20 protein-coding genes and 1 pseudogene are annotated in these 21,917 nt (G+C 68.3%); 11 read left to right on the plus strand and 10 right to left on the minus strand.

Annotated elements, in window-relative coordinates; translation table 11 throughout:
• Position 1: 1 nt before the first annotated feature.
• Positions 2 to 1,501: an FGGY-family carbohydrate kinase gene (locus tag NL241_RS15805; protein WP_494398030.1), complete on the minus strand. Its 1,500-nt coding sequence runs from the start codon at positions 1,499 to 1,501 to the stop codon at positions 2 to 4.
• Positions 1,498 to 2,316 carry a DeoR/GlpR family DNA-binding transcription regulator gene (locus NL241_RS15810; protein WP_487693524.1) on the minus strand — a complete coding sequence of 273 codons (819 nt, stop codon included), beginning with the start codon at positions 2,314 to 2,316 and terminating at the stop codon, positions 1,498 to 1,500. Before NL241_RS15810 ends, NL241_RS15805 begins: the two co-directional genes overlap by 4 nt.
• 178 nt (positions 2,317 to 2,494) lie before the next feature.
• Here NL241_RS15810 and NL241_RS15815 point away from each other — a divergent pair, with 178 nt between their 5' ends.
• From NL241_RS15815 to NL241_RS15835, 5 genes are all read left to right on the plus strand, one after another.
• Complete coding sequence (locus NL241_RS15815; protein WP_487693525.1) at positions 2,495 to 3,424, plus strand: DUF389 domain-containing protein; 930 nt, start codon at positions 2,495 to 2,497, stop codon at positions 3,422 to 3,424.
• Between the two features lie 91 nt (positions 3,425 to 3,515).
• A complete protein-coding gene (locus NL241_RS15820; protein WP_494398031.1) occupies positions 3,516 to 6,848 on the plus strand; it encodes a transglutaminase family protein in 3,333 nt (1,110 codons plus the stop codon).
• A 25-nt stretch (positions 6,849 to 6,873) separates the two neighbouring features.
• Positions 6,874 to 9,546 carry a circularly permuted type 2 ATP-grasp protein gene (locus tag NL241_RS15825; RefSeq protein WP_494398032.1) on the plus strand — a complete coding sequence of 891 codons (2,673 nt, stop codon included), beginning with the start codon at positions 6,874 to 6,876 and terminating at the stop codon, positions 9,544 to 9,546.
• Positions 9,543 to 10,496, plus strand: a complete 954-nt coding sequence (locus tag NL241_RS15830) for a transglutaminase family protein (protein WP_494398033.1) — start codon at positions 9,543 to 9,545, stop codon at positions 10,494 to 10,496. The genes NL241_RS15825 and NL241_RS15830 overlap by 4 nt, the downstream gene beginning before the upstream one ends.
• The gene (locus NL241_RS15835) at positions 10,489 to 11,562 is read left to right on the plus strand and encodes a zinc-binding metallopeptidase family protein (RefSeq protein ID WP_487693530.1); all 1,074 of its coding nucleotides are present in this window, start codon (positions 10,489 to 10,491) and stop codon (positions 11,560 to 11,562) included. The genes NL241_RS15830 and NL241_RS15835 overlap by 8 nt, the downstream gene beginning before the upstream one ends.
• Before the next feature lie 59 nt (positions 11,563 to 11,621).
• Here the strand turns inward: NL241_RS15835 and NL241_RS15840 are convergent, their stop codons facing one another.
• The 5 genes and pseudogenes from NL241_RS15840 to NL241_RS15860 all read right to left on the minus strand — a co-directional run bounded on the left by NL241_RS15840 (position 11,622) and on the right by NL241_RS15860 (position 16,099).
• A complete protein-coding gene (locus tag NL241_RS15840; RefSeq protein WP_487693531.1) occupies positions 11,622 to 12,803 on the minus strand; it encodes a zinc-dependent alcohol dehydrogenase in 1,182 nt (393 codons plus the stop codon).
• Positions 12,804 to 12,840: 37 nt separating this feature from the next.
• The gene (locus tag NL241_RS15845) at positions 12,841 to 14,250 is read right to left on the minus strand and encodes a CYTH and CHAD domain-containing protein (RefSeq protein ID WP_494398034.1); all 1,410 of its coding nucleotides are present in this window, start codon (positions 14,248 to 14,250) and stop codon (positions 12,841 to 12,843) included.
• Positions 14,234 to 14,621, minus strand: a pseudogene (locus tag NL241_RS15850) (hypothetical protein). Before NL241_RS15850 ends, NL241_RS15845 begins: the two are co-directional and overlap by 17 nt.
• Positions 14,622 to 14,634: 13 nt before the next feature.
• Positions 14,635 to 15,645 (minus strand): SDR family oxidoreductase, encoded by a 1,011-nt coding sequence (locus tag NL241_RS15855; protein ID WP_494398035.1) that lies wholly within the window; start codon positions 15,643 to 15,645, stop codon positions 14,635 to 14,637.
• Positions 15,635 to 16,099, minus strand: a complete 465-nt coding sequence (locus tag NL241_RS15860) for a MerR family transcriptional regulator (RefSeq protein ID WP_494398036.1) — start codon at positions 16,097 to 16,099, stop codon at positions 15,635 to 15,637. Before NL241_RS15860 ends, NL241_RS15855 begins: the two co-directional genes overlap by 11 nt.
• Positions 16,100 to 16,219: 120 nt before the next feature.
• Between NL241_RS15860 and NL241_RS15865 the strand changes: the two genes are divergently transcribed.
• Positions 16,220 to 17,068 carry a DUF3097 domain-containing protein gene (locus NL241_RS15865; protein ID WP_494398037.1) on the plus strand — a complete coding sequence of 283 codons (849 nt, stop codon included), beginning with the start codon at positions 16,220 to 16,222 and terminating at the stop codon, positions 17,066 to 17,068.
• Between the two features lie 46 nt (positions 17,069 to 17,114).
• Here NL241_RS15865 and NL241_RS15870 read toward each other — a convergent pair whose 3' ends face one another.
• Both NL241_RS15870 and NL241_RS15875 read right to left on the minus strand, forming a co-directional pair.
• Positions 17,115 to 17,720, minus strand: a complete 606-nt coding sequence (locus NL241_RS15870) for a hypothetical protein (RefSeq protein ID WP_487693537.1) — start codon at positions 17,718 to 17,720, stop codon at positions 17,115 to 17,117.
• On the minus strand, positions 17,720 to 18,316 hold the full coding sequence (locus tag NL241_RS15875) for a hypothetical protein (protein ID WP_494398038.1): 597 nt from the start codon (positions 18,314 to 18,316) through the stop codon (positions 17,720 to 17,722). The genes NL241_RS15870 and NL241_RS15875 overlap by 1 nt, the downstream gene beginning before the upstream one ends.
• A 60-nt stretch (positions 18,317 to 18,376) precedes the next feature.
• Here NL241_RS15875 and NL241_RS15880 point away from each other — a divergent pair, with 60 nt between their 5' ends.
• The 4 genes from NL241_RS15880 (at position 18,377) to NL241_RS15895 (ending at position 20,956) form a co-directional block, all read left to right on the plus strand.
• The gene (locus tag NL241_RS15880; protein ID WP_494398039.1) at positions 18,377 to 19,717 is read left to right on the plus strand and encodes a replication-associated recombination protein A; all 1,341 of its coding nucleotides are present in this window, start codon (positions 18,377 to 18,379) and stop codon (positions 19,715 to 19,717) included.
• Positions 19,718 to 19,719: 2 nt separating this feature from the next.
• Positions 19,720 to 20,055: a hypothetical protein gene (locus tag NL241_RS15885; protein WP_494398040.1), complete on the plus strand. Its 336-nt coding sequence runs from the start codon at positions 19,720 to 19,722 to the stop codon at positions 20,053 to 20,055.
• 125 nt (positions 20,056 to 20,180) lie between these two features.
• Entirely contained in the window at positions 20,181 to 20,486 is a 306-nt protein-coding gene (locus NL241_RS15890; RefSeq protein ID WP_487693710.1) for an ArsR/SmtB family transcription factor, read from the plus strand.
• Positions 20,483 to 20,956: an SRPBCC family protein gene (locus NL241_RS15895; protein ID WP_494398041.1), complete on the plus strand. Its 474-nt coding sequence runs from the start codon at positions 20,483 to 20,485 to the stop codon at positions 20,954 to 20,956. Before NL241_RS15890 ends, NL241_RS15895 begins: the two co-directional genes overlap by 4 nt.
• Positions 20,957 to 21,031: 75 nt before the next feature.
• Here the strand turns inward: NL241_RS15895 and NL241_RS15900 are convergent, their stop codons facing one another.
• Complete coding sequence (locus NL241_RS15900) at positions 21,032 to 21,319, minus strand: GlsB/YeaQ/YmgE family stress response membrane protein (protein ID WP_487693542.1); 288 nt, start codon at positions 21,317 to 21,319, stop codon at positions 21,032 to 21,034.
• A 111-nt stretch (positions 21,320 to 21,430) separates the two neighbouring features.
• Here NL241_RS15900 and NL241_RS15905 point away from each other — a divergent pair, with 111 nt between their 5' ends.
• A complete protein-coding gene (locus NL241_RS15905; RefSeq protein WP_494398042.1) occupies positions 21,431 to 21,832 on the plus strand; it encodes a secondary thiamine-phosphate synthase enzyme YjbQ in 402 nt (133 codons plus the stop codon).
• The last annotated feature ends 85 nt before the right edge of the window (positions 21,833 to 21,917 follow it).

Raw genomic sequence — 21,917 nt, forward strand, 5'->3', positions numbered from 1 at the left:
CTCAACGGGTGGTGCGCGCGATGGCGTGGGAAATCGGGGTCATGGCGGTGCTCAGTTCCCGCCAGGTCGCATACGCCGCGTCATAGGTGTCGCGGCGGGCCGGGTCCGGCACGAAGGGAGCTTCGAGGGTGATGAACCGGGCGGCGTCGGACCAGTCATCGAGGGCACCGATGCCGATCGCGGCGATCACCGCGGCGCCCAGTGAGGCGCCGGGGTGCCCCCACACCGGCATCATCTCGTGACCGAGGACGTCGGCGTGGATCTGCTTCCACAGCCTGGATTTCGAACCGCCGTTGGTGATCATCACGCGTGTGAACGGAATCCCGATGTCCCCGAACACATCCACGTGGTGCCGGAAGCCGAACGCGATGCCCTCCAGCACCGAGCGGTACAGGTCGGCCCGGGTGTGGCCCAGATGCATCCCGGCGAAGACGCCGCGCAGATCGGGGTCATGGATCGGGCTCTTCTCGCCCAGGAAGTAGGGCAGGCACAGCACTTCGGCGGGGGCGCGGCTGGCGGCCTCGTCGTCGAGGTCGGGCAAAGAGGTGCCGCCGATCAGGCTCTGGAACCACCGGATCAGGCTGCCGCTGGTGGCCATGCACCCGTTGGGCAGCCAGTGGCCGGGTACCGGGTGGGCATCCAGATACAGCCGTTCATCGACCACCTTGGTGTCGCTGGCGACCAGGATGTCCCCTGCACCACCGAGTTTCACCAATGCGTCACCAGGGTTGTTGACGCCGGCGGCGAAGGCCGACAGCACGTGGTCGGCGCCGCCGACCACCAGTGCGGTGCCCGCCACCAGACCGGTCTGCTCGGCGGCCTCGCGGCTGAGTTCACCGACTCGGGTGCCTGGGCGGTGTACCGGGGCCAGCGTGGCGGGGTCGATTCCCGCGGCGTCGAGCACGACGTCGGCGGTGTCGCCGTCGACGGTGAACAATCCCGACTCCAGGGCCCAGTTCTGTTCGACGTGCACCGGGGCGCCCAACGCCGACAGCACCCAGTCATAGGAACCGACCCAGTGCACGGCGCGGGCGTAGACGTCGGGTTCGTGCTCGCGCAGCCAGACCACCGTCGGGGCGACCGACTGCTGGGTGAGCGCCGATCCGGTCAACGTCACCAGATCGACGCCGTCGAGCGCCTCGGCGAGGGTGGTGACCTCGCGGTGGGCCCGCGCGTCGTTCTGGAGGATGGCGTGGCGCAGGGGTTTTCCCGTCCCGTCCACCGGGATCACCGCAGGCACCATGCCCGAGGTCGCGACCGCGCCGACGGAATCCGGGGCCACACCGCTGGTGGTGAGCACCTCCCGGATCGACTCGATGACATTGCCGTACCACTGGCCGGTGTCGGCTTCGGCGAAACCGGGCGAGGGGGAGTGCAGCGCCGTCTCGCGGGTGGCGGTCGCCACGATGCCGCTCTGGCTGTCCAACAGCACCGTCTTGGTGCCGGTGGTGCCGATGTCGATCCCGACGGTGTAGCGGCTCGTCCCTGCTTGGTTCGTCATCGTGTTCCGGTCTCGGACTGGCCGTCGCGGGCGATCGAGTAGTTCTGTCCCGCAACGCAGATGACCTCGACGCCGACGCTGCGTGCTGCGACCAGGGTGGGATGGTCGGGCGGTCCGTCGGTGACGATGGTGTGGATCTCGGCGAGCGCGGCGATGCTGACGAAGGTGACCCGGCCCAGCTTGCGCCTGTCGGCGGCGACGATCACGCGGTCGGCGCGGCTGCTGGCGGCACGTTTCACCCGGCTCTCAGCCTGGTGATAGTCGGAGATCCCGCGGTCACCGTCGATGCCGGCCACCCCCATCACATAGGTGTCGCAGTTGTAGTTGGCCAGGGTGTCTTCGGCGCTGGGGCCGATCAAACTCAGTTCGCCGGCGCGTAATTCGCCGCCGGTGAGCACGACGGTGGTGTCGGGCTCGTCGATCAGGGCCAGCGCGGCCAGCACGCTGGGGGTCACCACCGTCAGTCCCAGACCGCGATTTTTCAGCGAGTGGGCGACGGCCAGCGCGGTGCTGCCGGAGTCCAGGATCAGCGTCTCGCTGGGGCCGATCAGGTCGGCGACCTGGTCGGCGATGTGGTTCTTCTCCTGCGCGGCATCTGCCATCCTCGTGGCGAAGGACGGCTCAGTGTCCTTGCCCTGCACCGCAATAGCCCCGCCCACCACGCGGCGTACCACGCCGAGGGCCTCCAGCGCTTCGACGTCACGTCGGATCGTCATCTCGGAGACGTCGAACTCCGCAGCCAGGTCGGCGTAACCGACCTCCCGCGCCGCGCGGACGCGCTGTTCGATCCGGTCCCGGCGAGTTTTCACATCCATGGTCAGGGCCTGACCTGCTGTTGAAAATTCACAGAAATGTCTCCGACTATCAGGGATTCCGCTACTTCCGTGGTGCTCTGGTGTGAATCTATAACACGTTTGTGTGGAGTGCCCACATTTAGCGAACTTTTGGTCTGTCCGGCGCCGTTCGGCCACGACGTTTGGTTAAGTTGCGGCGGTGCTGCATTTACGGGTGATCGCACCCGAGGAGCTGCGCGAGCCCGTTCTCGACGTGCTGCGCCGCGAGGTCGGAGTCGCAAATTTGTTGCTGTATCCCGGTGCGGCCATCGAGCCCGCCGGCGACGAGATCACCGCCGACATCGCCCGTGAGTGCGCCAACCACGTCATCAAAGAACTCAAGGCGCTCGACATCCAGCATCGCGGGGCGATCACGCTGGAGGTCCTCGACACGGTGCTGTCGAGCAAGGCGCACAAGGCCGAGGACGCCGCCGAGGGCGATCCCGCCGACGCCCTGGTCTGGGACGAGCTGATCGCCCGCACGCGCGAAGAGTCGTCGCTGAGCGTCACGTTCGTGTTGTTCCTGACGCTGGCCTGCCTGCTCACCGCCATCGGGGTGGTCACCGACTCCACGGTCACCGTGGTGGGAGCCATGGTGCTCGGCCCCGAGTTCGGCCCGTTGGCGGCATTGTCGGTGGCACTGGTGCGCCGCCGCCGCGACCTGACCAAGCGGGCGGCACTTGCCCTGCTGGTCGGGTTTCCCGTCGCCATGGGCATCACCGCGCTGGCCACCATGGGCGCCGAGGCGTTCGGCTGGCTGACGGTGGACAGCGTGCACAATCTCGACGAGGTCGACTTCATCTTCCAGGTGGGCCCGATGTCGTTCGTGGTGGCGCTGCTGGCCGGTGCGGCGGGCATGCTGTCGCTGGTCTCGGCCAAGGCCGCCGGGCTGGTGGGGGTGTTCATCTCGGTCTACACCGTCACTGCGGCGGGTTTCGCGGCGGTGGCCGCCACGCTCGGTGACTGGGACCTGGCGGCCAAATCGGCGTTGCAGTTGGTGGTCAACCTGGTGGGCATCGTGGTGGCGGGTGTGCTGGTGCTGGTCTTGCGGCCGCGGTCGATGCCGCTGCCGCACTCGAGCCGCAGCTGAGCCCCTCGCCACCGTTTACGTGTCGCGCCGGTCCGGACCCGCGGACCTCGCGCAATGCGAGCCTGTTCCGGTTGTGATGGGATCAACCGCTATGGGAATCAAAGTGGCGCTGGAGCACCGCACCACCTACACCTTCGACCGGTTGGTCGAGGTCTACCCGCACGTCGTGCGGCTGCGTCCGGCCCCGCACTCCCGCACCCCGATCGAGGCGTACTCGCTGGAGGTCCAGCCGGCCGACCACTTCGTCAACTGGCAGCAGGACGCGTTCGGTAATTTCCTGGCCCGGCTGGTCTTTCCCACCCGCACCCGGCAACTCACCATCAACGTCGGCCTGATCGCCGACCTCAAGGTCATCAACCCGTTCGACTTCTTCATCGAGGAGTGGGCCGAGACCGTCCCCTTCACCTACCCCAAGGGTCTGGCCGACGATCTCAAGCCGTATCTGCGTCCGGTCGACGAAGCGGACGAAGGTGCCGGCCCGGGAGATCTGGTCACCGAGTGGGTGCGTAATTTCCACGTCGGCTCCGGCATCCGCACCATCGACTTCCTGGTGGCGCTGAACCGGGCCGTCAACGCCGATGTCGGTTACAGCGTCCGGATGGAACCCGGCGTGCAGACCCCGGATTTCACGCTGCGCACCGGAATCGGCTCCTGCCGCGACTCGGCGTGGCTGCTGGTGTCGATCCTGCGTCAGCTCGGTCTGGCCGCCCGGTTCGTCTCCGGCTATCTGGTGCAGCTGGCCTCCGATGTGGAGGCGCTGGACGGACCGTCCGGTCCCGCAGCCGATTTCACCGACCTGCACGCCTGGACCGAGGTCTACATCCCCGGCGCCGGCTGGATCGGCCTCGATCCGACGTCGGGACTCTTCGCCGGAGAGGGCCACATCCCACTGTCGGCGACCCCGCATCCGGCGTCGTCGGCGCCGATCACCGGCGCCACCGGAACCGCCGAGACGGTGCTGGATTTCTCCAACACGGTCACCCGAGTGCACGAAGACCCCCGTGTCACGCTGCCCTACACCGAGGCGGCGTGGAGTTCGATCGTCGACCTGGGGGCCCGGGTCGACAAACGGCTGACCGACGGGGACGTGCGCCTGACCATGGGCGGCGAGCCGACGTTCGTGTCGATCGACAACCAGGTCGACCCGGAGTGGACCACCGCTGCCGACGGACCGCACAAACGCGAACGCGCCTCCGCGCTGGCGGCCCGGCTGAAGAAGGTCTGGGCGCCCCAGGGGCTGGTGCAGCGCAGCCAGGGCAAGTGGTATCCGGGAGAACCCTTGCCGCGCTGGCAGATCGGCCTGTTCTGGCGTAAGGACGGCACCCCGCTGTGGAACGACGAGGCGTTGCTGGCCGACCCGTGGGATGCCGAGAGAGCCCCCCAGTCCATCGCCCCCGACGCCGGGGCTCAGCTGTTGGGTGCGATCGCCGACGGCCTCGGCCTGCCCGCCACCCAGGTCCGGCCCGCCTTCGAGGATGCGCTGAGCCGGCTGTCCGCCGCGGTCCGCCAGCCGCTCGGAAAACCGGTGGCACCCGAGGACGATCTCGAAGCCGACGACGCCGAGAACCGCAGCCGGCTGCTGGCCCGGCTCGAGGAGTCGGTGACCGAACCCGCCGCCTACGTGTTGCCGTTGCACCGCCGCGACGACGACCTCGGCTGGGCCAGCGCCGACTGGCGACTGCGGCGCGGCCGGATCGTGCTGCTGGAGGGCGACTCACCGGCGGGTCTGCGGTTGCCGCTGAACTCCATCAACTGGAAGCCGCCGCGGCCCACCCACACTCAGGACCCGCTGATCGAACGGGGATCGCTGGGTGGCCGGGCCGCAGCACCGGAGACGGCGGACGTCTCCGCCTCGGTGGACGACTCCGACGACGCCCCCACCACCGCCATGGTGGCCGAAATCCGGGACGGCCTGCTCTACGTGTTCTTACCGCCCACCGAGGCGCTCGACGATTTCGTCGACCTGGTGGCGCGACTGGAAGCCGCCGCCGCCGAACTGGACTGCCCGATCGTCGTCGAAGGGTACGGTCCGCCGTCGGATCCGCGCCTGGAGTCGATGAGCATCACGCCCGACCCGGGTGTCATCGAGGTCAACGTCGCGCCCACCCGCAGCTTCGCCGAGCAACGCGCCCAACTCGAAACGCTCTACGCGGAGGCCCGACAAGCCCGGCTCTCCACCGAACAGTTCGACAATGACGGCACCCACGGCGGCACCGGCGGCGGCAACCACATCACGCTCGGCGGCATCACCCCTGCGGAGTCACCCCTGCTGCGCCGGCCCGATCTGTTGGTGTCGCTGCTGACCTACTGGCAGCGCCATCCCTCGCTGTCCTACCTGTTCTCCGGGCGGTTCATCGGCACCACCTCGCAGGCGCCGCGGGTGGACGAAGGGCGCTCCGAGGCGCTCTACGAGCTGGAGATCGCGTTCGCCGAGATCGCGCGGCTCAGTTCCGGGAAGGGTGGCCCGCAGCCGTGGGTCACCGACCGGGCTCTGCGGCATCTTCTCACCGATATCACCGGCAACACCCACCGCGCCGAGTTCTGCATCGACAAGCTCTACAGCCCGGACAGCGCCCGTGGCCGGCTGGGCCTGCTGGAGCTGCGCGGGTTCGAGATGCCGCCGCACCATCAGATGGCGATGGTGCAGTCGCTGCTGGTGCGCTCGCTGGTGTCCTGGTTCTGGGATGAGCCGCTGCGCGCGCCGCTGATCCGCCACGGGGCCAACCTGCACGGGCGATACCTGTTGCCGCACTTCGTTATTCACGATATCGCCACGGTGGCCGCCGATCTGCGCGCCCAGGGCATCAACTTCGACACCAGCTGGCTGGACCCGTTCACCGAATTCCGCTTCCCCCGCATCGGGACCGCGGTGTTCGACGGGGTGGAGATCGAACTGCGCGGCGCCATCGAACCGTGGAACACGCTGGGGGAGGAATCCACCGCCGGCGGCACCGCCCGCTACGTCGACTCGTCGGTGGAACGTCTGCAGGTCCGCCTGATCGGCGCCGATCGGCACCGCTACATCGTCACCTGCAACGGCTTCCCCATCCCGATGCTGGCCACCGACAACCCCGACATCCAGGTGGGTGGGGTGCGCTACCGCGCCTGGCAGCCACCGAGTGCGCTGCACCCCACCATCACCGTGGACGGGCCGCTGCGGTTCGAGCTGGTGGACGTCGCCGCCGTGATGTCGCGCGGCGGCTGCACCTACCACGTGTCCCATCCGGGCGGCCGCTCCTACGACACCCCGCCGGTCAACGCCGTGGAAGCGGAATCGCGGCGCGGCAGGCGTTTCGAGGCGTCCGGCTTCACCCCCGGTAAGGTCGACCTCTCCGACATCCGCGAGAAGCAGGCCCGACAGTCCACCGATGTGGGCGCGCCGGGCATTCTCGACTTGCGTCGGGTGCGCACCGTGCTGCAATGACCGGACCGGCAGGGAAAGGACAGAGTTGTCATCACCGCTGCCCGCTTCCGGGTCGCTCGGTGGCCGGGAAACCGGGGGGCATGACCCCGACCGACTGCTCGCCGGGTACCGCGACGCCCGCGCCCAGCAGGCGTTGTTCGAGGTCCGTGGCAGGACCAGACCCGGCTACGACGAGTTCGTCGACGCCGCGGGCAACGTGCGCGACACCTGGAAGGACGTCGCCGAGATCCTGGGCGAACGGGGACGCGTCGGGCTGGACCGGCTGCGCACCGAGGTTCGCGGGTTGGTCGACAACGACGGCATCACCTACATCCAGCTCGACGCCGAAGGCGAGGCGCTGGCGGTCGACGAGAACGGCACCGCCGAACCCGGCCCGTGGCGCCTGGACGCCATCCCACTGCTGATCTCCTCGTCGGACTGGGAGGTGCTGCAGACGGGTCTGGTGCAGCGCTCCCGGCTACTTGATGCCGTGCTGGTGGATCTGTACGGCGAACGCCGGTCGATCACCAGTGGGGTGTTCCCGCCGGAGCTGCTGTTCGCCCATCCGGGCTATCTGCGGGCCGCCCGGGGTATCGAGGCGCCCGGTGGGCATCAGCTGTTCCTGCACGGATGTGACATCAGCCGCGCGGGCGCCGACGGCTTCGCGGTGAACGCGGACTGGACCCAGGCCCCGTCCGGGGCCGGCTACGCGCTCGCCGATCGCAGGGTCGTCGCGCACACCATCCCCGACCTGTACGAGCGCATCGCGCCCCGCCCCACCTCGCCGTTCGCGCAGGCGCTGCGGCTGTCGCTGATCGAAGCCGCACCCGAGGCCGCCGAAGACCCGGTGGTGGTGGTGCTCAGCCCCGGCATCCATTCCGAGACGGCCTTCGATCAGGCGTATCTGGCGTCGCTGCTGGGTTTTCCCCTGGTGGAGAGCGCCGATCTGGTGGTGCGTGACGGCAAACTGTGGATGCGATCGCTGGGCACCCTGAAACGAGTCGACGTGGTGCTGCGCCGCGTGGATGCCGAGTATGCCGATCCACTGGATCTGCGGGCCGATTCGCGCCTCGGTGTGGTGGGCCTGGTCGAAGCGCAGCGGCGTGGCGCGGTGACCGTGGTCAACAGTCTGGGCAGCGGCATCCTGGAGAGCCCGGGCATCCTGCGGTTCCTGCCGGAGTTGTCCCGACTGCTGGTCGGCGAGACCCCGCTGTTGCCCACCGCGCCGCTGTACTGGGGAGGTATCGACGCCGAACGCTCCCACCTGCTGGCCAATCTCGATTCCCTGCTGATCAAACCGGCCACCGGCGGCGCGCCGATCGTCGGGCCGGCGCTGTCGGCGGCCCAGCGGACCCGGCTGGCCGAGAGGATCACTGCCACGCCGTGGCAGTGGGTGGGCCAGGAGCTGCCGCAGTTCTCGTCGGCGCCCACCGACCACTATCCCGGTGGCCTGTCGGCCGCGGGGGTGGGGATGCGGCTGTTCGCGGTGTCCCAGCGCGGCGGCTACGCGCCGATGATCGGCGGCCTCGGTTACGTGCTGGCGCCGGGCAACTCCGCTTTCAAGCTGAACAGCGTTGCGGCCAAAGATATCTGGGTGCTGCCGTCGGCGCGGGTGGGGGCCGAACGCACGGTGACCCTGCCCCCCGGGCTGTCCACGGTCACCCCGGCGGGCACCAGGGCGGTCAGCTCCCCGCGTGTGCTGTCGGACCTGTTCTGGACCGGACGGTACGCCGAGCGGGCCGAACAGATGGCGCGGCTGCTCAACGTCACCCGGGAGCGTTACCACGAATACCGGCACCGCCAGGACCTCGACGCCAGCGAGTGTGTGCCGGTGCTGCTCACAGCGCTGGGTCACATCACCGGAACCGACACCGGCAGCGACGGTGACCGCGCCGAGATGATCGCCGTCGCTCCCACCACCATGTGGCTGCTCACCTCGGATCGCCGGCGTCCGGGATCTCTGGCGCAGTCCGTCGAGCGGCTCGGCCTGGCCGCCCGCGCGGTGCGCGACCAGATGTCCAACGACACCTGGATGGTCCTGGCCACCGTCGACCGCGCGGTGTTGCAGTCCTCGGATTCGCCGCCGGATTCGCGGCTGCGCGGTGACGCCGAGATGGCGTCGGCGCATGCCAAGACACTGGCGGGCATGCTCGCACTGTCCGGGGTGGCCGCCGAGTCGATGGTGCACGACGTCGGCTGGACGATGATGGACATCGGCAAACGGATCGAACGCGCCATGTTGCTGACGGCGTTGCTGCGCAGCACCATGACCACAGTGCGCAGTCCCGACGCCGAACAGACCATCACCGAGGCCACGCTGGTCGCGTGCGAGTCCGCGGTGATCTACCGGCGCCGCAATCTCGGCAAGGTGAGTGTGGCCGCGGTGGCCGAACTGCTGTTGTTCGACGCGGAGAACCCGCGGTCGTTGGCGTACCAACTCGAGCGGCTCCGGACGAATCTTCGTGCGGTGCCCGGGGCGTCGAGCTCCTCGCGGGCCGAGCGGCTGGTCGACGAGATCAGCACCCGGTTGCGCCGCCTCGACCCCGGTGAGCTCGAGGACGTGACCCCCGACGGGCAGCGCGGCGAACTCGCCGGTCTGCTCGACGGCGTGCACGGCGGGTTGCGGGAGCTGTCCAACGTCATCACGGCGACGCAGTTGTCGCTGCCCGGCGGGATGCAGCCGCTGTGGGGTCCCGACGAGCGACGGGTGATGCCATGAGCGTGTTCCCCGACGGTCCGTTGCCGCGCCCGGCCGGTCCGGGGGCCAGCCGGGGCTACCGGGTGACCCACCAGACCGTGTACCGGTACTCCGATGTGGTGACCAGCTCCTACGGCCGGGGTTTTCTGACTCCGCGCGACTCCGCACGCCAGCGGTGCCTGTCGTACTCCCTCGACATCGAGCCCGGTGCCGCCGACAGCTCGGTGAGCCGGGACGCCTACGGCAACATCAGCTCGTACTTCCATGTGACCGCTCGCCACCGCACCTTGGAGGTGACGGCGCGGTCGGTGGTGGAGGTCGACGCCCCGCCGCCGTCGCTGTACACCTCCGGTGCCGCGGCCGCGCCGTGGGAGGCGGCCCGCCCCGCGGGTCCCATGGGTGCGCTGGCCACCGAATTCACCCTCGATCTGCGACCGCCCGAGATCACCGACGCGGTGCGGGAGTACGCCGCGCCGAGCTTCACCCCGGGCCGGCCGCTGATCGAGGTGCTCACCGACCTGAACGCCCGCATCTTCGCCGACTTCACGTACCGCTCGGGCTCCACCACGGTGTCGACGCAGGTCGCGGAGGTGCTCGACGCCCGCGAAGGGGTATGCCAGGACTTCGCCCGGCTGGCCATCGCGTGTCTGCGCGCCAACGGTCTGGCCGCCACCTACGTCTCCGGTTATCTGGCCACCGACCCGCCACCGGGCAAGGAGCGGATGGTCGGCGTCGACGCCACCCACGCCTGGGCGGCCGTGTGGACACCGGCGGGGGACTGGCTGGGGCTGGACCCGACGAACGATCAGATGGTCGACGAGCGTTACATCGTCGTCGGTTGGGGTAGAGACTACGCGGATGTCCCGCCCTTGCGGGGCATCATCTACACCGACTCCGAAAGCAGTGTGATCGACGTGGCCGTGGATGTGGCGCCTTCAGAAGGATGGGCAGGGGGAGTCCTCGATGCGTGACTTCCTGTGTCCCAATTGCGGACAGCACCTGACCTTCGAGAACTCGGTCTGCCTGGCGTGCGGCAGTCCGGTGGGATTCTCGCTCGACGATATGGCGATGCTGGTGATCGCTTCCGGTGAGGACGCGCAACAGAGCGGGGCGGTGGACGCCCGGCAGTACCGACTGTGCGCGAATCTTCATGTGGCGCAGTGCAACTGGTTGGTGCGGCTGAACCCCGCGAGCACCGTGCAGGGCGAGCTGTGTGCGTCGTGCAAGCTGACCCGCACCCGGCCCAACGACGGTGACACCAAAGCGCTGGCGGCTTTCGCGGTGGCCGAAGGCGCCAAGCGCCGGCTCATCGCCGAACTGCACGAGCTCAAGCTGCCCATCGTGGGACGCGACGAGGACCCGGATTTCGGGCTGGCGTTCGACCTGTTGAGCAGCGAATTCGAGAAGGTGTTCACCGGGCACGAAAACGGGGTCATCACACTCGATCTCGCTGAGGGGGACGATGTGCACCGCGAGCAGTTGCGCATCTCGATGGACGAGCCGTACCGCACCCTGCTCGGTCATTTCCGGCACGAGATCGGGCATTACTACTACTACCGGCTGATCGGCACCTCACCGCAGTACAAGGACCGCGCACACGAGCTGTTCGGGGATTCCGAGGCCGACTACCAGGCGGCGCTGGACCGCCACTACAGCGAAGGCGCACCGTCGGGGTGGGAGGAGAATTTCGTCTCCTCGTACGCGACCATGCACCCGGCCGAGGACTGGGCCGAGACTTTTGCCCATTACCTGCACATCCGCGACACCATGGACACGTCCGCGGCGTTCAGCTTCGCCCCGGCGGGCGCCACCTTCGAGCGGAAAGCGCTCGGCCCCAGCGGCTTCGACAACCTGATCGACATGTGGTTGCCGCTGGCGTGGGGGCTCAACATGGTGAACCGCTCGATGGGGCGCGACGACCTGTACCCGTTCGTGTTGCCGCCGACGGTCCTGGAGAAGATGCGCTTCGTCCACACGGTGATCGACGAGGTGACCTCCGACCCCGCCAAACTGGCGGCCGCGGGCAGCGCCGGCTAGCTCCCGAAAACACTGTGCCCCAGTGCGGATGGCCGCACTGGGGCACAGTGTCGTGTCGGTCAGGGCTTGAGCATCATCTTGATGGCGCCGTCCTGCTTCTTCTGGAAAATCTCATAGGCATGGGGTGCCTCCTCGAGTGGCAGCACATGGCTGGCGAACGTGTCGACACCCAGCGGGTCGTCATCGGTGAGCAACGGCATGATGTCGTCCACCCACCTCTTCACGTTGGCCTGGCCCATCCGCAGTTGGATCTGCTTGTCGAACAAGGTCAACATCGGCATCGGATCCGCCATGCCGCCGTACACCCCGATGAGTGAGATGGTGCCGCCGCGGCGCACCGCGTCGATGGCCGTGTAGAGCGCATCGAGGCGATCGATTCCCGCTTTCTGCATCATCGGTTTGGCGAGTGCGTCGGGTAGCAGGGCGGTCAACTGCTGCGCGGCCTTGGCTACCGGCGAGCCGTGTGCTTCCATCCCCACCGCGTCGATCACCGAGTCGGTGCCGCGACCGTTGGTGAGCCCGCGGATCGCATCGCCGACGGAACCGTCGATGCTGGCCGAGTTGATGGTGCGTATCCCACGGGCGGCGAGGCGGTCCAGCCGTTCGGGCACCAGGTCCACGGCGATCACGTCGTAGCCGAGGTGCTGGGCGATCCGCGCGGCCATGTCACCGATCGGGCCTGCCCCGAGCACCGTCACCGATCCGCCGTCGGGCACGTCGGCGTACGCCACCGCCTGCCATGCCGTGGGAAGCACATCGGAGAGGTACACAAACCGTGAATCCGGTGGCCCGTCCGGCACTTTGATGTGGGTGAACTGCGCCTGGGGCACCCGGAGGTATTCGGCCTGACCGCCAGGGACCTCGCCGTAGAGCTCGGAATAACCGAACAGCGCGGCGCCCATGCCCTGGTCACGAACCTGGGTGGTCTCGCACTGTGTGTACAGCTGTTTGTCGCACATGAAGCAACTGCCGCATGAGATCTGGAACGGGATGACCACCCGGTCCCCGACATTGAGCCCGGTGACCTCCGGCCCCACCTCGGTGACGACACCCATCGGCTCATGGCCCAGGATGTCGCCCGGCTTCATGAAGGCCCCGAGCACTTCATACAAGTGCAGATCCGATCCGCAGATGTTGGTGGACGTGATCTCGATGATGGCATCGGTGCCCTTTTCTATCTTGGGGTCAGGAACCGAGTCGACGCGAACATCCCGCTTACCGTGCCAGGTGACAGCTTTCATGGGCACTGTCTACCCGGAGCGATGCCGCCAAAACGCCTCACCGGAGGTGTTGCACTGCAGCGAAACAATCGTCGGCGACGGCCTGCTCGCGGGCGAACAGCATGCCGAAGGTGAAACCGTTCTCGCTTTCGGTGCTGCCGGCTGCCGCACCGATCCGGCGCAGCATGTCCCGTGCCACCACGGTGTCCTGATGATCGCCCAGCACGCTTTGAATTTGCTTGTATCGCTTGATGTTCGGCTTGACCTTCGAGCCCGGGAGTGCTTCGAGCAGTTCGGCGGCATAGCGGGCCCGCTTGGCGGCCTTGCGGGCCCGGTGCAGCAGTTCGCCGTGCTGGGCGGCGTCGGCAGCCAGCGCCGCGGCCAGCCGGCGGTCCGCCTTGTGCGCCGCCTTGTCGGCCCGCCGGTGCAGCGCTTTGCTGGTCAGGCCGGGCCGCAGCGGCGGCGCGCTGCGCCATTGGGTCAGCGCTGTCAGCAGTGCCAGGTACCGCGAGGAGTCCATCTGGTCGCGCACCTGGGCCCGCGCGGGCAGTTCGATGGCCGCCAGATCGGTGCGCAGGCGGGCCCGCACCGGGCCGAGCACCAGCTCGTCGGGCAGTTCGTCCACCGCGGCGGTGAACCGGCGGTACTGCACCTGGCAGTCGCGCACCTCGCCGAGCAGCCCCGCAAACCACTTGAGCTCGTCCTCCAGTACCAGAGCTTCGGGGGTGAACAGCGGGGCGAACACCCGCAGTGTGCTGCGCAGCCGGCGTAACGCCACCCGCGTGTCGTGAATCGGGTCCACGCCCCGGCGCAATCCGATGTCACCGGCGATCACGGCGTCGATCTGAGCGTTCAGGTAGGCCGTCACCGCCGCGGTTGCGGTACCGGCGGGCTTCGACACCCGGGTGGTACCGGTGAGGTGGGCGAGCTTCGTCGGATACCGGGCCGGGGTGGCGCCGGCCTTCTCCAGCAGCCGGCGCAGCTGCTTGGGTTGACGGTCTGCGGCGGGACCCAGTTCGACGCCGATTTCCTTCCACGCCAACAACCGATCGCTGTTGGACGCGCGCACCTCGTCCTCGGCGATCTCGGCGATCACCTTCTCGGATCGGGACTCGTTGATGCGATGGCGGTGCCGCACAGTGTGGATGGTGCCGATGTTGTGCAGTTGGCGGCCACCGCTGACCCCGGTGAGCAACGTCACCGCCTCGGCCGGGGGAGTGTCCGACAACGGCCAGAACAGGTCGGAGTCGCCGAACATCAGGTGCCAGCCGTTGTCCAGGTCGCCGTCGCGGCGGAGCAGGACGATGCTGTGCGCCTGTAGCGCGCCGTCATCGGTGTCGAAGTATGCGCTCACCGTGTCGAATGTGTCGCGCTGCACGTGACCACCGGAGACGACTTCACTGAGATCGGGCAGCACGAACTCCCGGCTGACATCCCACTTCGTTTCCCGCTCAGTCAATTTCAGCATGCACCGTGCATTCCCCGGCCTCGCGGGGGATCAAACACTGATGCGCGGCGTTGCGGGCCGCGGTCGCCGTTGTGGACGCAACAGCCTCGGGCACCTCGTCGAGGTCTTTGTAGTCGGCTCCGCCCATGGCCTGGTCGTTCCAGTACGTGCAGCCTTGCGACGGGATGGTGTACGGCGCCGCCCTCGGTGCCCACCACGCTGACGATCGTCACCTTGCCCGCCGCCATGGGGCGGCCGAAATCGACGCAGCGCAGCTTCTCCGTCGAGACAACCTGGTCGGCCAGGGTGGCGAAGACGTGGTCGGCGATCAGTTCACTGCTGGACTCCGCCGGGCTCGGCTTCAGGCTGCACACCAGGGCCAGGGCAGTCAGGGCGCTGTTCGGTTCAGGCCTCGGTCACGGTTCCGGCCAGCAGGCTGCGGCCGGTGTCAGCGATGGTGTCGGCGGGGTTGCGGCCCTGCCAGCCAAGCATTTTCGCGGCCTTGGCGGTGCTGATCGACTTCGGGGTGCCCAGCAGTCCGGTCAGTTCGCGCAGTGCCGGCACCCTGGTGGCGATCAGCCGTGCCAGCCAGTCCGGGAGCTGCCGCGTCGGCACATCCGCGGCGGCGCTGCCCAGCCGGTGGCGCAGGATGGCCGCGATCTCCGGCAACGACACGGGCTGCCCGGCTGCGGCCAGGAAACGGTGTCCGGCGGCATCCGGGTGCGTCATCGCGGTGATGTGAAGGTCGGCGACGTCGCGGACGTCGACCACCGCGAACGACGCGCGCGGGAGGTAGGGCGGCCTACCGCGTAGCAGCTTGGCCACGATGGCGACCGAGCTCGCGTAATCGGAGCCCCTTACCGGGCCGAAGATCCCGACGGGGTTGATCACCGTGAGCTCAGGTGCACCGGGATGCGCGGCCGCGTACTCCCAGGCCGCCCGCTCGGCCAGCGTCTTGGATTTCACATACGGTGACTGGCCTGCCGGGTCGGTCCAGTCGGTTTCGTCGAATGGTTCGCCGGCCGGTTTCGGGCTGTAGCCGATCGCCGCGAACGACGAGGTGAGCACCACTCGACGGACCCCGGCGTGGTGGGCCGCGGTCAGCACCCGCAAGGTGCCTTCGACGGCGGGGGTGATGACGTCGTTCTCGTTCTCGGGTTGGGCCGGCGGGAACGGGGAGGCGACGTGCAGGACGTACGAGCACCCGGCCGCTGCTTCGGCCCAACCGTCGTCGCCGGTGAGATCGGCGCGCGCGATCTCCAGCCGGTCGCTGCGCACGGACTGACGGATCTGCTCTTCGCCTCGGTCGGACCGCGCGGTGGTGCGTACCGGGTGACCGCGGTCGAGCAGGGCGGCGATGGTGTGCCCGGCAAGGAAACCGGACCCGCCGGTCACCAGGATGGTGTCAGGCTTCATCGGGGTGCAACATCCTCTCGGCGAGTTCGATGAGTTCCGGGATCACGGCCTGCTCGGCCGCATGGTCAGCGCGTTCCCGGGCGCCCCACAGCTCGGCCTTGGCCGCCACGTAGCGGTGGCGCAGCACCAGGCGGCTGATCTCGTCCTGCAGCCGTTGTGCGTGCCGGCTGAACAAGCGGTGCTGATCGGTGGCGGCGGCGCCGGTCCGCATGTTCTGGACGTAGGTCCGCATATCGGCGACGCTCATTCCGGTGTCGCGCAGGCAGGCCAGGGCCTCGACGGCGTTCACCAGATCGGCTGGATACCGGCGGTGGCCGCTGCTCTCGTCCCGGGGCACCGGGTCGATGAGCCCGATCCGTTCGTAATAGCGCAGCGCCGATTCGGCCAGCCCGGTGCGCCGGGAGAGTTGCGCAATGGTCAGGTCAGCGGCATCCGGTGCGGTGATGGCGGCCATGGGGTCACTATGCCGAGGTTGAAGCGCTTCAAGTCAACAGGTCTCACGCAGATCACGATCGACGGCACCGCGGTGTGGCATCACGCGCCGCGCGGCGGGGCATTCGTAGCATCTACCGCCGTGACGGACCGCTACGGAATCGATGTGCTTGCCAACAACCCGCACGAGCGCCGCAAGGTGCGGGCGACGGAGATGCCAGTGGAGATCGGGATGGTGCTCGAGGACGTCACGTCCGGTTTTGTCGGCGCGGTGGTGCGCGTGGAGTACGGCCGGATGGACCTCGAGGACCGGCACGGCCGCAGGCGCGGATTCCCGGTGGGACCCGGTTATCTGGTGGACGGCAAACCGGTGATCCTGACCCCGCCGCGCCAGGCCGCGCCCAGCGCGCCCACCCGCACCGCCTCGGGTTCTGTTGCGGTGCAAGGGATGCGGGCGCGTACCGCTATCGGTGGCCGGATCTATGTGGAAGGCCGTCACGACGCGGAACTGGTGGAACAGGTCTGGGGTGACGACCTGCGCGTCGAGGGTGTGGTGGTCGAGTACCTCGGTGGCGTCGACGATCTGCCGGCACTGGTGGCCGATTTCGCACCGGGCTCGGGCCGGCGCCTCGGTGTGCTCGTCGACCATCTGGTGGCGGGATCCAAGGAGTCACGCATCGCCGATGCGGTGCGCAGCGGACCGTACGGCGAGCACACCCTGGTGGTCGGGCACCCCTACGTCGACATCTGGCAGGCCGTCAAACCCGCGCGGCTGGGGCTGAAGGCCTGGCCGACGATCCCGCGGTCCATGGAGTGGAAGCACGGTATCTGTCAGGCACTGGGCTGGCCGCACGCCGACCAGGCCGATATCGCGCGAGCCTGGCAGCGGATCCGCTCGACGGTGCGTGACTGGAACGACCTGGAGCCGGCGCTGATCGGGCGGGTCGAAGAGCTGATCGATTTCGTCACGGCGCCAGGAGGAGAAGCGTGACAATCCAGAAGCGTCACGGCGCCGATGCCTGAGTGACTACGAGTGACTACGAGCAGATGCTCGGGCGGCCCACCAGATAGTTGCATTCCATCGGGAAGCGCTCGACCACCGGCGGATCCAGCGGCCCGACGAAGGCAAGGGTGAAGGGCTCTTTGGTCATCGCCGGCGGCAGGCCGCACACCGCGTCATGGATCGAGGTGTGGGTGCCCGTCAGGGTGGCCTCACTGAATGCGTAGGTCTCGGTGGAGGCTGCCGCGCTGCCGTCCGGGCAGGTGACGCCCTCGGACTCCGCGACAGTGACCGTCCACAGGCCACTGACCAGTTTGGCCGTGCCGTTGAAGCTCACCGCATTCTGCTCGCGGTTCAGCCCGCTGGGAGTCACCAGGCTCCCGATGATGAGGCTGCACCCCAGCGTTTGTGTGGTCTGGTCGGTGTAGTCCTGCTGCGCTCGGGTGCCGCTGGCCTGGCTGCAGACACTCTGCATGGTCCAGGTGGAGTTCGGTTTCCCCGGCTGGCTGAAGGTGTAGTAGCCGTCCGCCGGCGGGACGATCGCCGCCGCCGGGACGGCAAACCCGATCAGTGCCGTCACCACCGCGACGGTGATCGCGACGAGCCGGCCCGGGACTGTGATGGCGATCGCGTGTGAAGGCACTAGACAGGTGTATCACTTTGTTCAGCGAGCAGGAAAGCTTTACCGCGCGCAGACAGCCGGTAGCCGATATCGAGGCTCAGGGTCAGCCCGAGCCCTTTGAGTTGCCGGACGCGCCGTTTGAATCGCGGGGTGTCGATACCGCTGCGCGCGGCCAGATCCGGAGCCCGCACTGCTTCGTTGGCCGCGATCAGCGCCAGATAGGCCCGTGTCCACGGACCGGTGGTGCTCGCCGAATCCCACCGGTTCAAGCGACGGGCGATCTCGTCGACGTCGTCGGCGCTCAGGTCGGCGTCGGCGGCCAGCGCCACCCGTTCGTCGGCGTGCAGGAAGGACACCGTGATGACGTAGATGTGCGCGGCGGCCCGCTGACCCAGTGCGGCCTGGGCGGCGGAGCGGTCCGGGTAGCCCGCGGAGCGTGCCTGCGTGTCGGTGACGCGGTAGTGGCCGGGATATTCGGTCACGCCGTCGATGCGGATGGTGCCCACCGCAGTGCGTTGGGTGCCACCGGCCTTGGCTCGCGGGGCATCCCAGCTGCGCAGCACCGTGGTGATGCGGCCGTCGGCGATGCCCTGGGCGATGGCGCGGTCGAGCAGCACCAGAAAAGCCTAGGCAGCCGCGCGTCGCAGTCTGTCCGGAAAGCGTGATAATCCTGAACAGTGTCCGACGGCTTGTTCGACCTGGGAGGTCCTGAGCCCCCGCATGCCGGTGCGGGGCCGGTTGAGCCGCCCCCGAATGCGCCACTGGCGGTCCGCATGCGTCCCCGGTCGCTGGACGAGGTGGTGGGCCAACAGCATCTGCTGCAGCAGGGTTCGCCGCTGCGGCGCCTGGTCGACGGCTCCGGGGCGGCTTCCCTGATCCTGTACGGCCCGCCCGGCACCGGCAAGACCACGCTGGCGTCGTTGATCTCGCACGCCACCGGCAGGCGCTTCGAGGCACTGTCGGCGTTGTCGGCCGGCGTCAAAGAGGTGCGGGCCGTCATCGATGTGGCGCGGCGTTCGGCGATGCGCGGCGAGCAGACCGTGCTGTTCATCGACGAGGTACACCGGTTCTCCAAGACCCAGCAGGACGCCCTGCTGGCGGCCGTCGAGAACCGCATCGTGCTGCTGGTCGCCGCCACCACGGAGAATCCGTCGTTCTCGGTGGTGGCGCCGCTGCTGTCACGGTCGCTGATCCTGCAACTGCAGCCGCTGACCCCGGCCGATATCGGCACCGTGCTGCGGCGGGCGATCGAGGACCCCCGCGGGCTCGGTGGCGCCGTTGCGGTGGACGACGAGGCCGTCGAACTCATCGTGGCGCTGTCGGCCGGGGACGCCCGGCGCGCGCTGACCGCGCTCGAAGTGGCCGCCGAGACGGGGGAGCGGGTGACCGTCGAGGTCATCGAGCAATCACTGGACAAGGCGGCGGTGCGCTACGACCGCGACGGTGACCAGCACTATGACGTCATCAGTGCCTTCATCAAGTCGGTGCGCGGGTCCGATGTCGACGCCGCGCTGCATTACCTGGCGCGGATGTTGACCGCGGGTGAGGATCCACGTTTCGTGGCGCGGCGGCTGATGATCCTGGCCAGCGAGGACATCGGCATGGCCGACCCCACCGCGCTGCTGACAGCGGTGGCGGCCGCACAGACGGTGCAGTTGATCGGCATGCCGGAAGCGCAGCTGACGCTGGCGCACGCGACCGTGCATCTGGCGACGTCGCCGAAGTCCAACGCGGTGACCATGGCGCTGGGGGCCGCGATGGCCGATGTGAAGGCGGGCAAGGCCGGGCTGGTGCCGCCGCACCTGCGTGACGGGCACTATTCGGGCGCCGCGGCCCTGGGCAACGCCCAGGGGTACAGGTACGCGCACGATCACCCCGATGGTGTTGTGCCGCAACAGTATCCACCCAATGAACTGGTCGGTGTGGACTACTACCACCCGGTCGGGCGGGGTGCGGAGCGGGAAATCGGTGGGCGCGTCGAACGGCTGCGCGCCATCATCCGCAGGCGAAAATCGTGACCATGCGGCGATTCACCGATGACGAGATGCAGCAGCAGCTGGCCACCGCGCGGCCCTACAGCGTCGTGATACTCCGTGCCGGCCCGCATTTCCGCGACGACGAGGCCGGTGCGCTGATCTGGGAACACGGCAGGCGCAACTTCGGGCTCCGCGACTCCGGCGCGTTGGCCATCGTGTTGCCCTGCCCCGATGATTCCGAATTCTGCGGTGTCGCGGTCTTCACCGGCACGGTCGAGGAGACGAAGACCGTGATGGACGCCGATCCGGGGGTGCAGGCGGGCACCTTTGTCTACGAGATCCACGCTTGCGTCGGTTTTCCCGGCGACGCGTTGTCCTAGAACCACCCTTGACAGGCCTGGTGATGCCTCATACCTTTGTAATCAACCAATTCGTTGATCAATGATAAGGTTGATAATTGGGAGAAGTCGAAGGCGAGTCCGACGAGCGGCTGGACCGGGCGTTCATGGCGCTGGCGGACCCGGTGCGTCGTGCCCTGGTGGCACGGCTGTCCCGCGGTCCGGCCACCGTCAACGAGCTGGCCGAGCCGTTCTCCATCACCAAACAGGCGGTGTCCAAACACATCCAGGTCCTCGAACAGGCGGGTCTGGTGACCCGGAGCCGTGACGCGCAACGGCGTCCTGTGCATCTGGACGCCGCGGCGCTCGAGCGACTCACCGGATGGCTGGACAGATACCGGCTCGACGCCGAACGCAACTACCGCCGGCTCGACGCACTGCTGGCGGCGATGACCGAGGAGGAAAACCGATGACGAACGCGCTCAACCTCACCGCACCGGTGGACACACTGGCGATGGAGTTCACCCGGGAGTTCGACGCACCCGTGACCGCCCTGTTCCGGACCCACGCCGAGGCGGACCTGTTCACACAGTGGATAGGACCCCGGGGCTTGGTGATGTCCTTGGAGCACTGGGACTTCCGCACCGGCGGCGGCTACCGGTACGTGCACTCCGACGAGTCGGGTGCGTATGCCTTCAACGGCACGTTCCACAAGGTGTGCACCGGCGAACTCATCATCCAGACCTTCGAATTCGAGGGTGCGCCCGACAGCGTGAACATCGAATACCTGTGGTTCGACGACCTCGGCGACGGCCGCAGCCGGCTGCGGGGCCGCTCGATCTGCCCGACGCTGGAGGCGCGCGACGGTCTGCTGAACTCCGGGATGGAAGGCGGCATGACAGAGGGCTACGAGAAGCTGGACGCGCTCCTGACCCAGCTGTGAGCCACCGGAAAAACATAAATCCCGGCTGACGCTCCGGGGAGGGAACGTCAGCCGGGATGGAATGCGGGGCTGTGTCTAGCGCCGGGCCACTCCGCCTCGACGACGGGCGCTCAGTGCACTCACCAGTGCCACGCCGACCACGGCGAGGACGACCTGGACCAGGAGCTCCATCCAGTCGACACCGCTGGTGGCGGTGGCGATTCCCATGGCCCGCGCCAGCGCGGTACCCAGCAGTGCGGCGACAATGCCGACGACGATCGTCAGCAGCACGCCGATGGGCTGTTTTCCGGGCAGCAGCAGGCGGCCGAGGAGGCCGACGACTGCGCCGATGATGATGGCGGTGATGATGCCGGTGACTGTCATGTTTCCTCCAGGGAGACGCGCTGAGTTGCGGTGAAGCCCGCATACCCTGGGCCCCGGTCGAATAAACGCGTCCGAAAATTAACGCTGGGCGCTGCTTCGTAGGCTGGTGGGGTGAACACCGACCTGCTCGAGATCGACACCAGCCGCAGCCGCCTCGTCGACCTCACCGACGAGGTGCGGCGGTTCTGCGGCCGGCACGCCGACGGGTTGTGCAATGTGTTCGTGCCCCACGCCACCGCGGGGGTGGCCATCATCGAAACCGGGGCTGGGTCGGATGACGACCTGGTGGATGCCCTCGAACGGTTGCTGCCCCGCGACGACCGGTACCGGCACTCACACGGGTCGCCCGGTCACGGCGCCGACCATGTGTTGCCGGGCCTCGTCTCGCCGTCGGTGACGCTGCCGGTGCAGGGCGGCACGCCCCTGCTGGGCACATGGCAGAGTGTGGTGCTCGTGGACCTCAACCGAGACAACCCGCGACGGTCGGTGCGGTTGAGCTTTCTCGGCGGGTGACGTGCGCCGCGCCTTTTCGCGGCACGAGGCCTGACCGGTACTGTTAGGCGTTTGAACAGGGCGGGTGAACCGCCCGTGACGAGTG

Source organism: Mycolicibacterium sp. SMGY-1XX, from assembly GCF_059132455.1.

What these genes read in the sequence shown, in the direction of transcription:
- NL241_RS15805 (WP_494398030.1), bottom strand. Translation starts at nt 1,501, where the DNA reads ATGACGAACCAAGCAGGGACGAGCCGCTACACCGTCGGGATCGACATC.
- NL241_RS15810 (WP_487693524.1), bottom strand. Translation starts at nt 2,316, where the DNA reads ATGGATGTGAAAACTCGCCGGGACCGGATCGAACAGCGCGTCCGCGCG.
- NL241_RS15820 (WP_494398031.1), top strand. Translation starts at nt 3,516, where the DNA reads ATGGGAATCAAAGTGGCGCTGGAGCACCGCACCACCTACACCTTCGAC.
- NL241_RS15830 (WP_494398033.1), top strand. Translation starts at nt 9,543, where the DNA reads ATGAGCGTGTTCCCCGACGGTCCGTTGCCGCGCCCGGCCGGTCCGGGG.
- NL241_RS15835 (WP_487693530.1), top strand. Translation starts at nt 10,489, where the DNA reads ATGCGTGACTTCCTGTGTCCCAATTGCGGACAGCACCTGACCTTCGAG.
- NL241_RS15840 (WP_487693531.1), bottom strand. Translation starts at nt 12,803, where the DNA reads ATGAAAGCTGTCACCTGGCACGGTAAGCGGGATGTTCGCGTCGACTCG.
- NL241_RS15845 (WP_494398034.1), bottom strand. Translation starts at nt 14,250, where the DNA reads ATGCTGAAATTGACTGAGCGGGAAACGAAGTGGGATGTCAGCCGGGAG.
- NL241_RS15855 (WP_494398035.1), bottom strand. Translation starts at nt 15,645, where the DNA reads ATGAAGCCTGACACCATCCTGGTGACCGGCGGGTCCGGTTTCCTTGCC.
- NL241_RS15860 (WP_494398036.1), bottom strand. Translation starts at nt 16,099, where the DNA reads ATGGCCGCCATCACCGCACCGGATGCCGCTGACCTGACCATTGCGCAA.
- NL241_RS15885 (WP_494398040.1), top strand. Translation starts at nt 19,720, where the DNA reads ATGCGGCGATTCACCGATGACGAGATGCAGCAGCAGCTGGCCACCGCG.
- NL241_RS15890 (WP_487693710.1), top strand. Translation starts at nt 20,181, where the DNA reads ATGGCGCTGGCGGACCCGGTGCGTCGTGCCCTGGTGGCACGGCTGTCC.
- NL241_RS15895 (WP_494398041.1), top strand. Translation starts at nt 20,483, where the DNA reads ATGACGAACGCGCTCAACCTCACCGCACCGGTGGACACACTGGCGATG.
- NL241_RS15900 (WP_487693542.1), bottom strand. Translation starts at nt 21,319, where the DNA reads ATGACAGTCACCGGCATCATCACCGCCATCATCATCGGCGCAGTCGTC.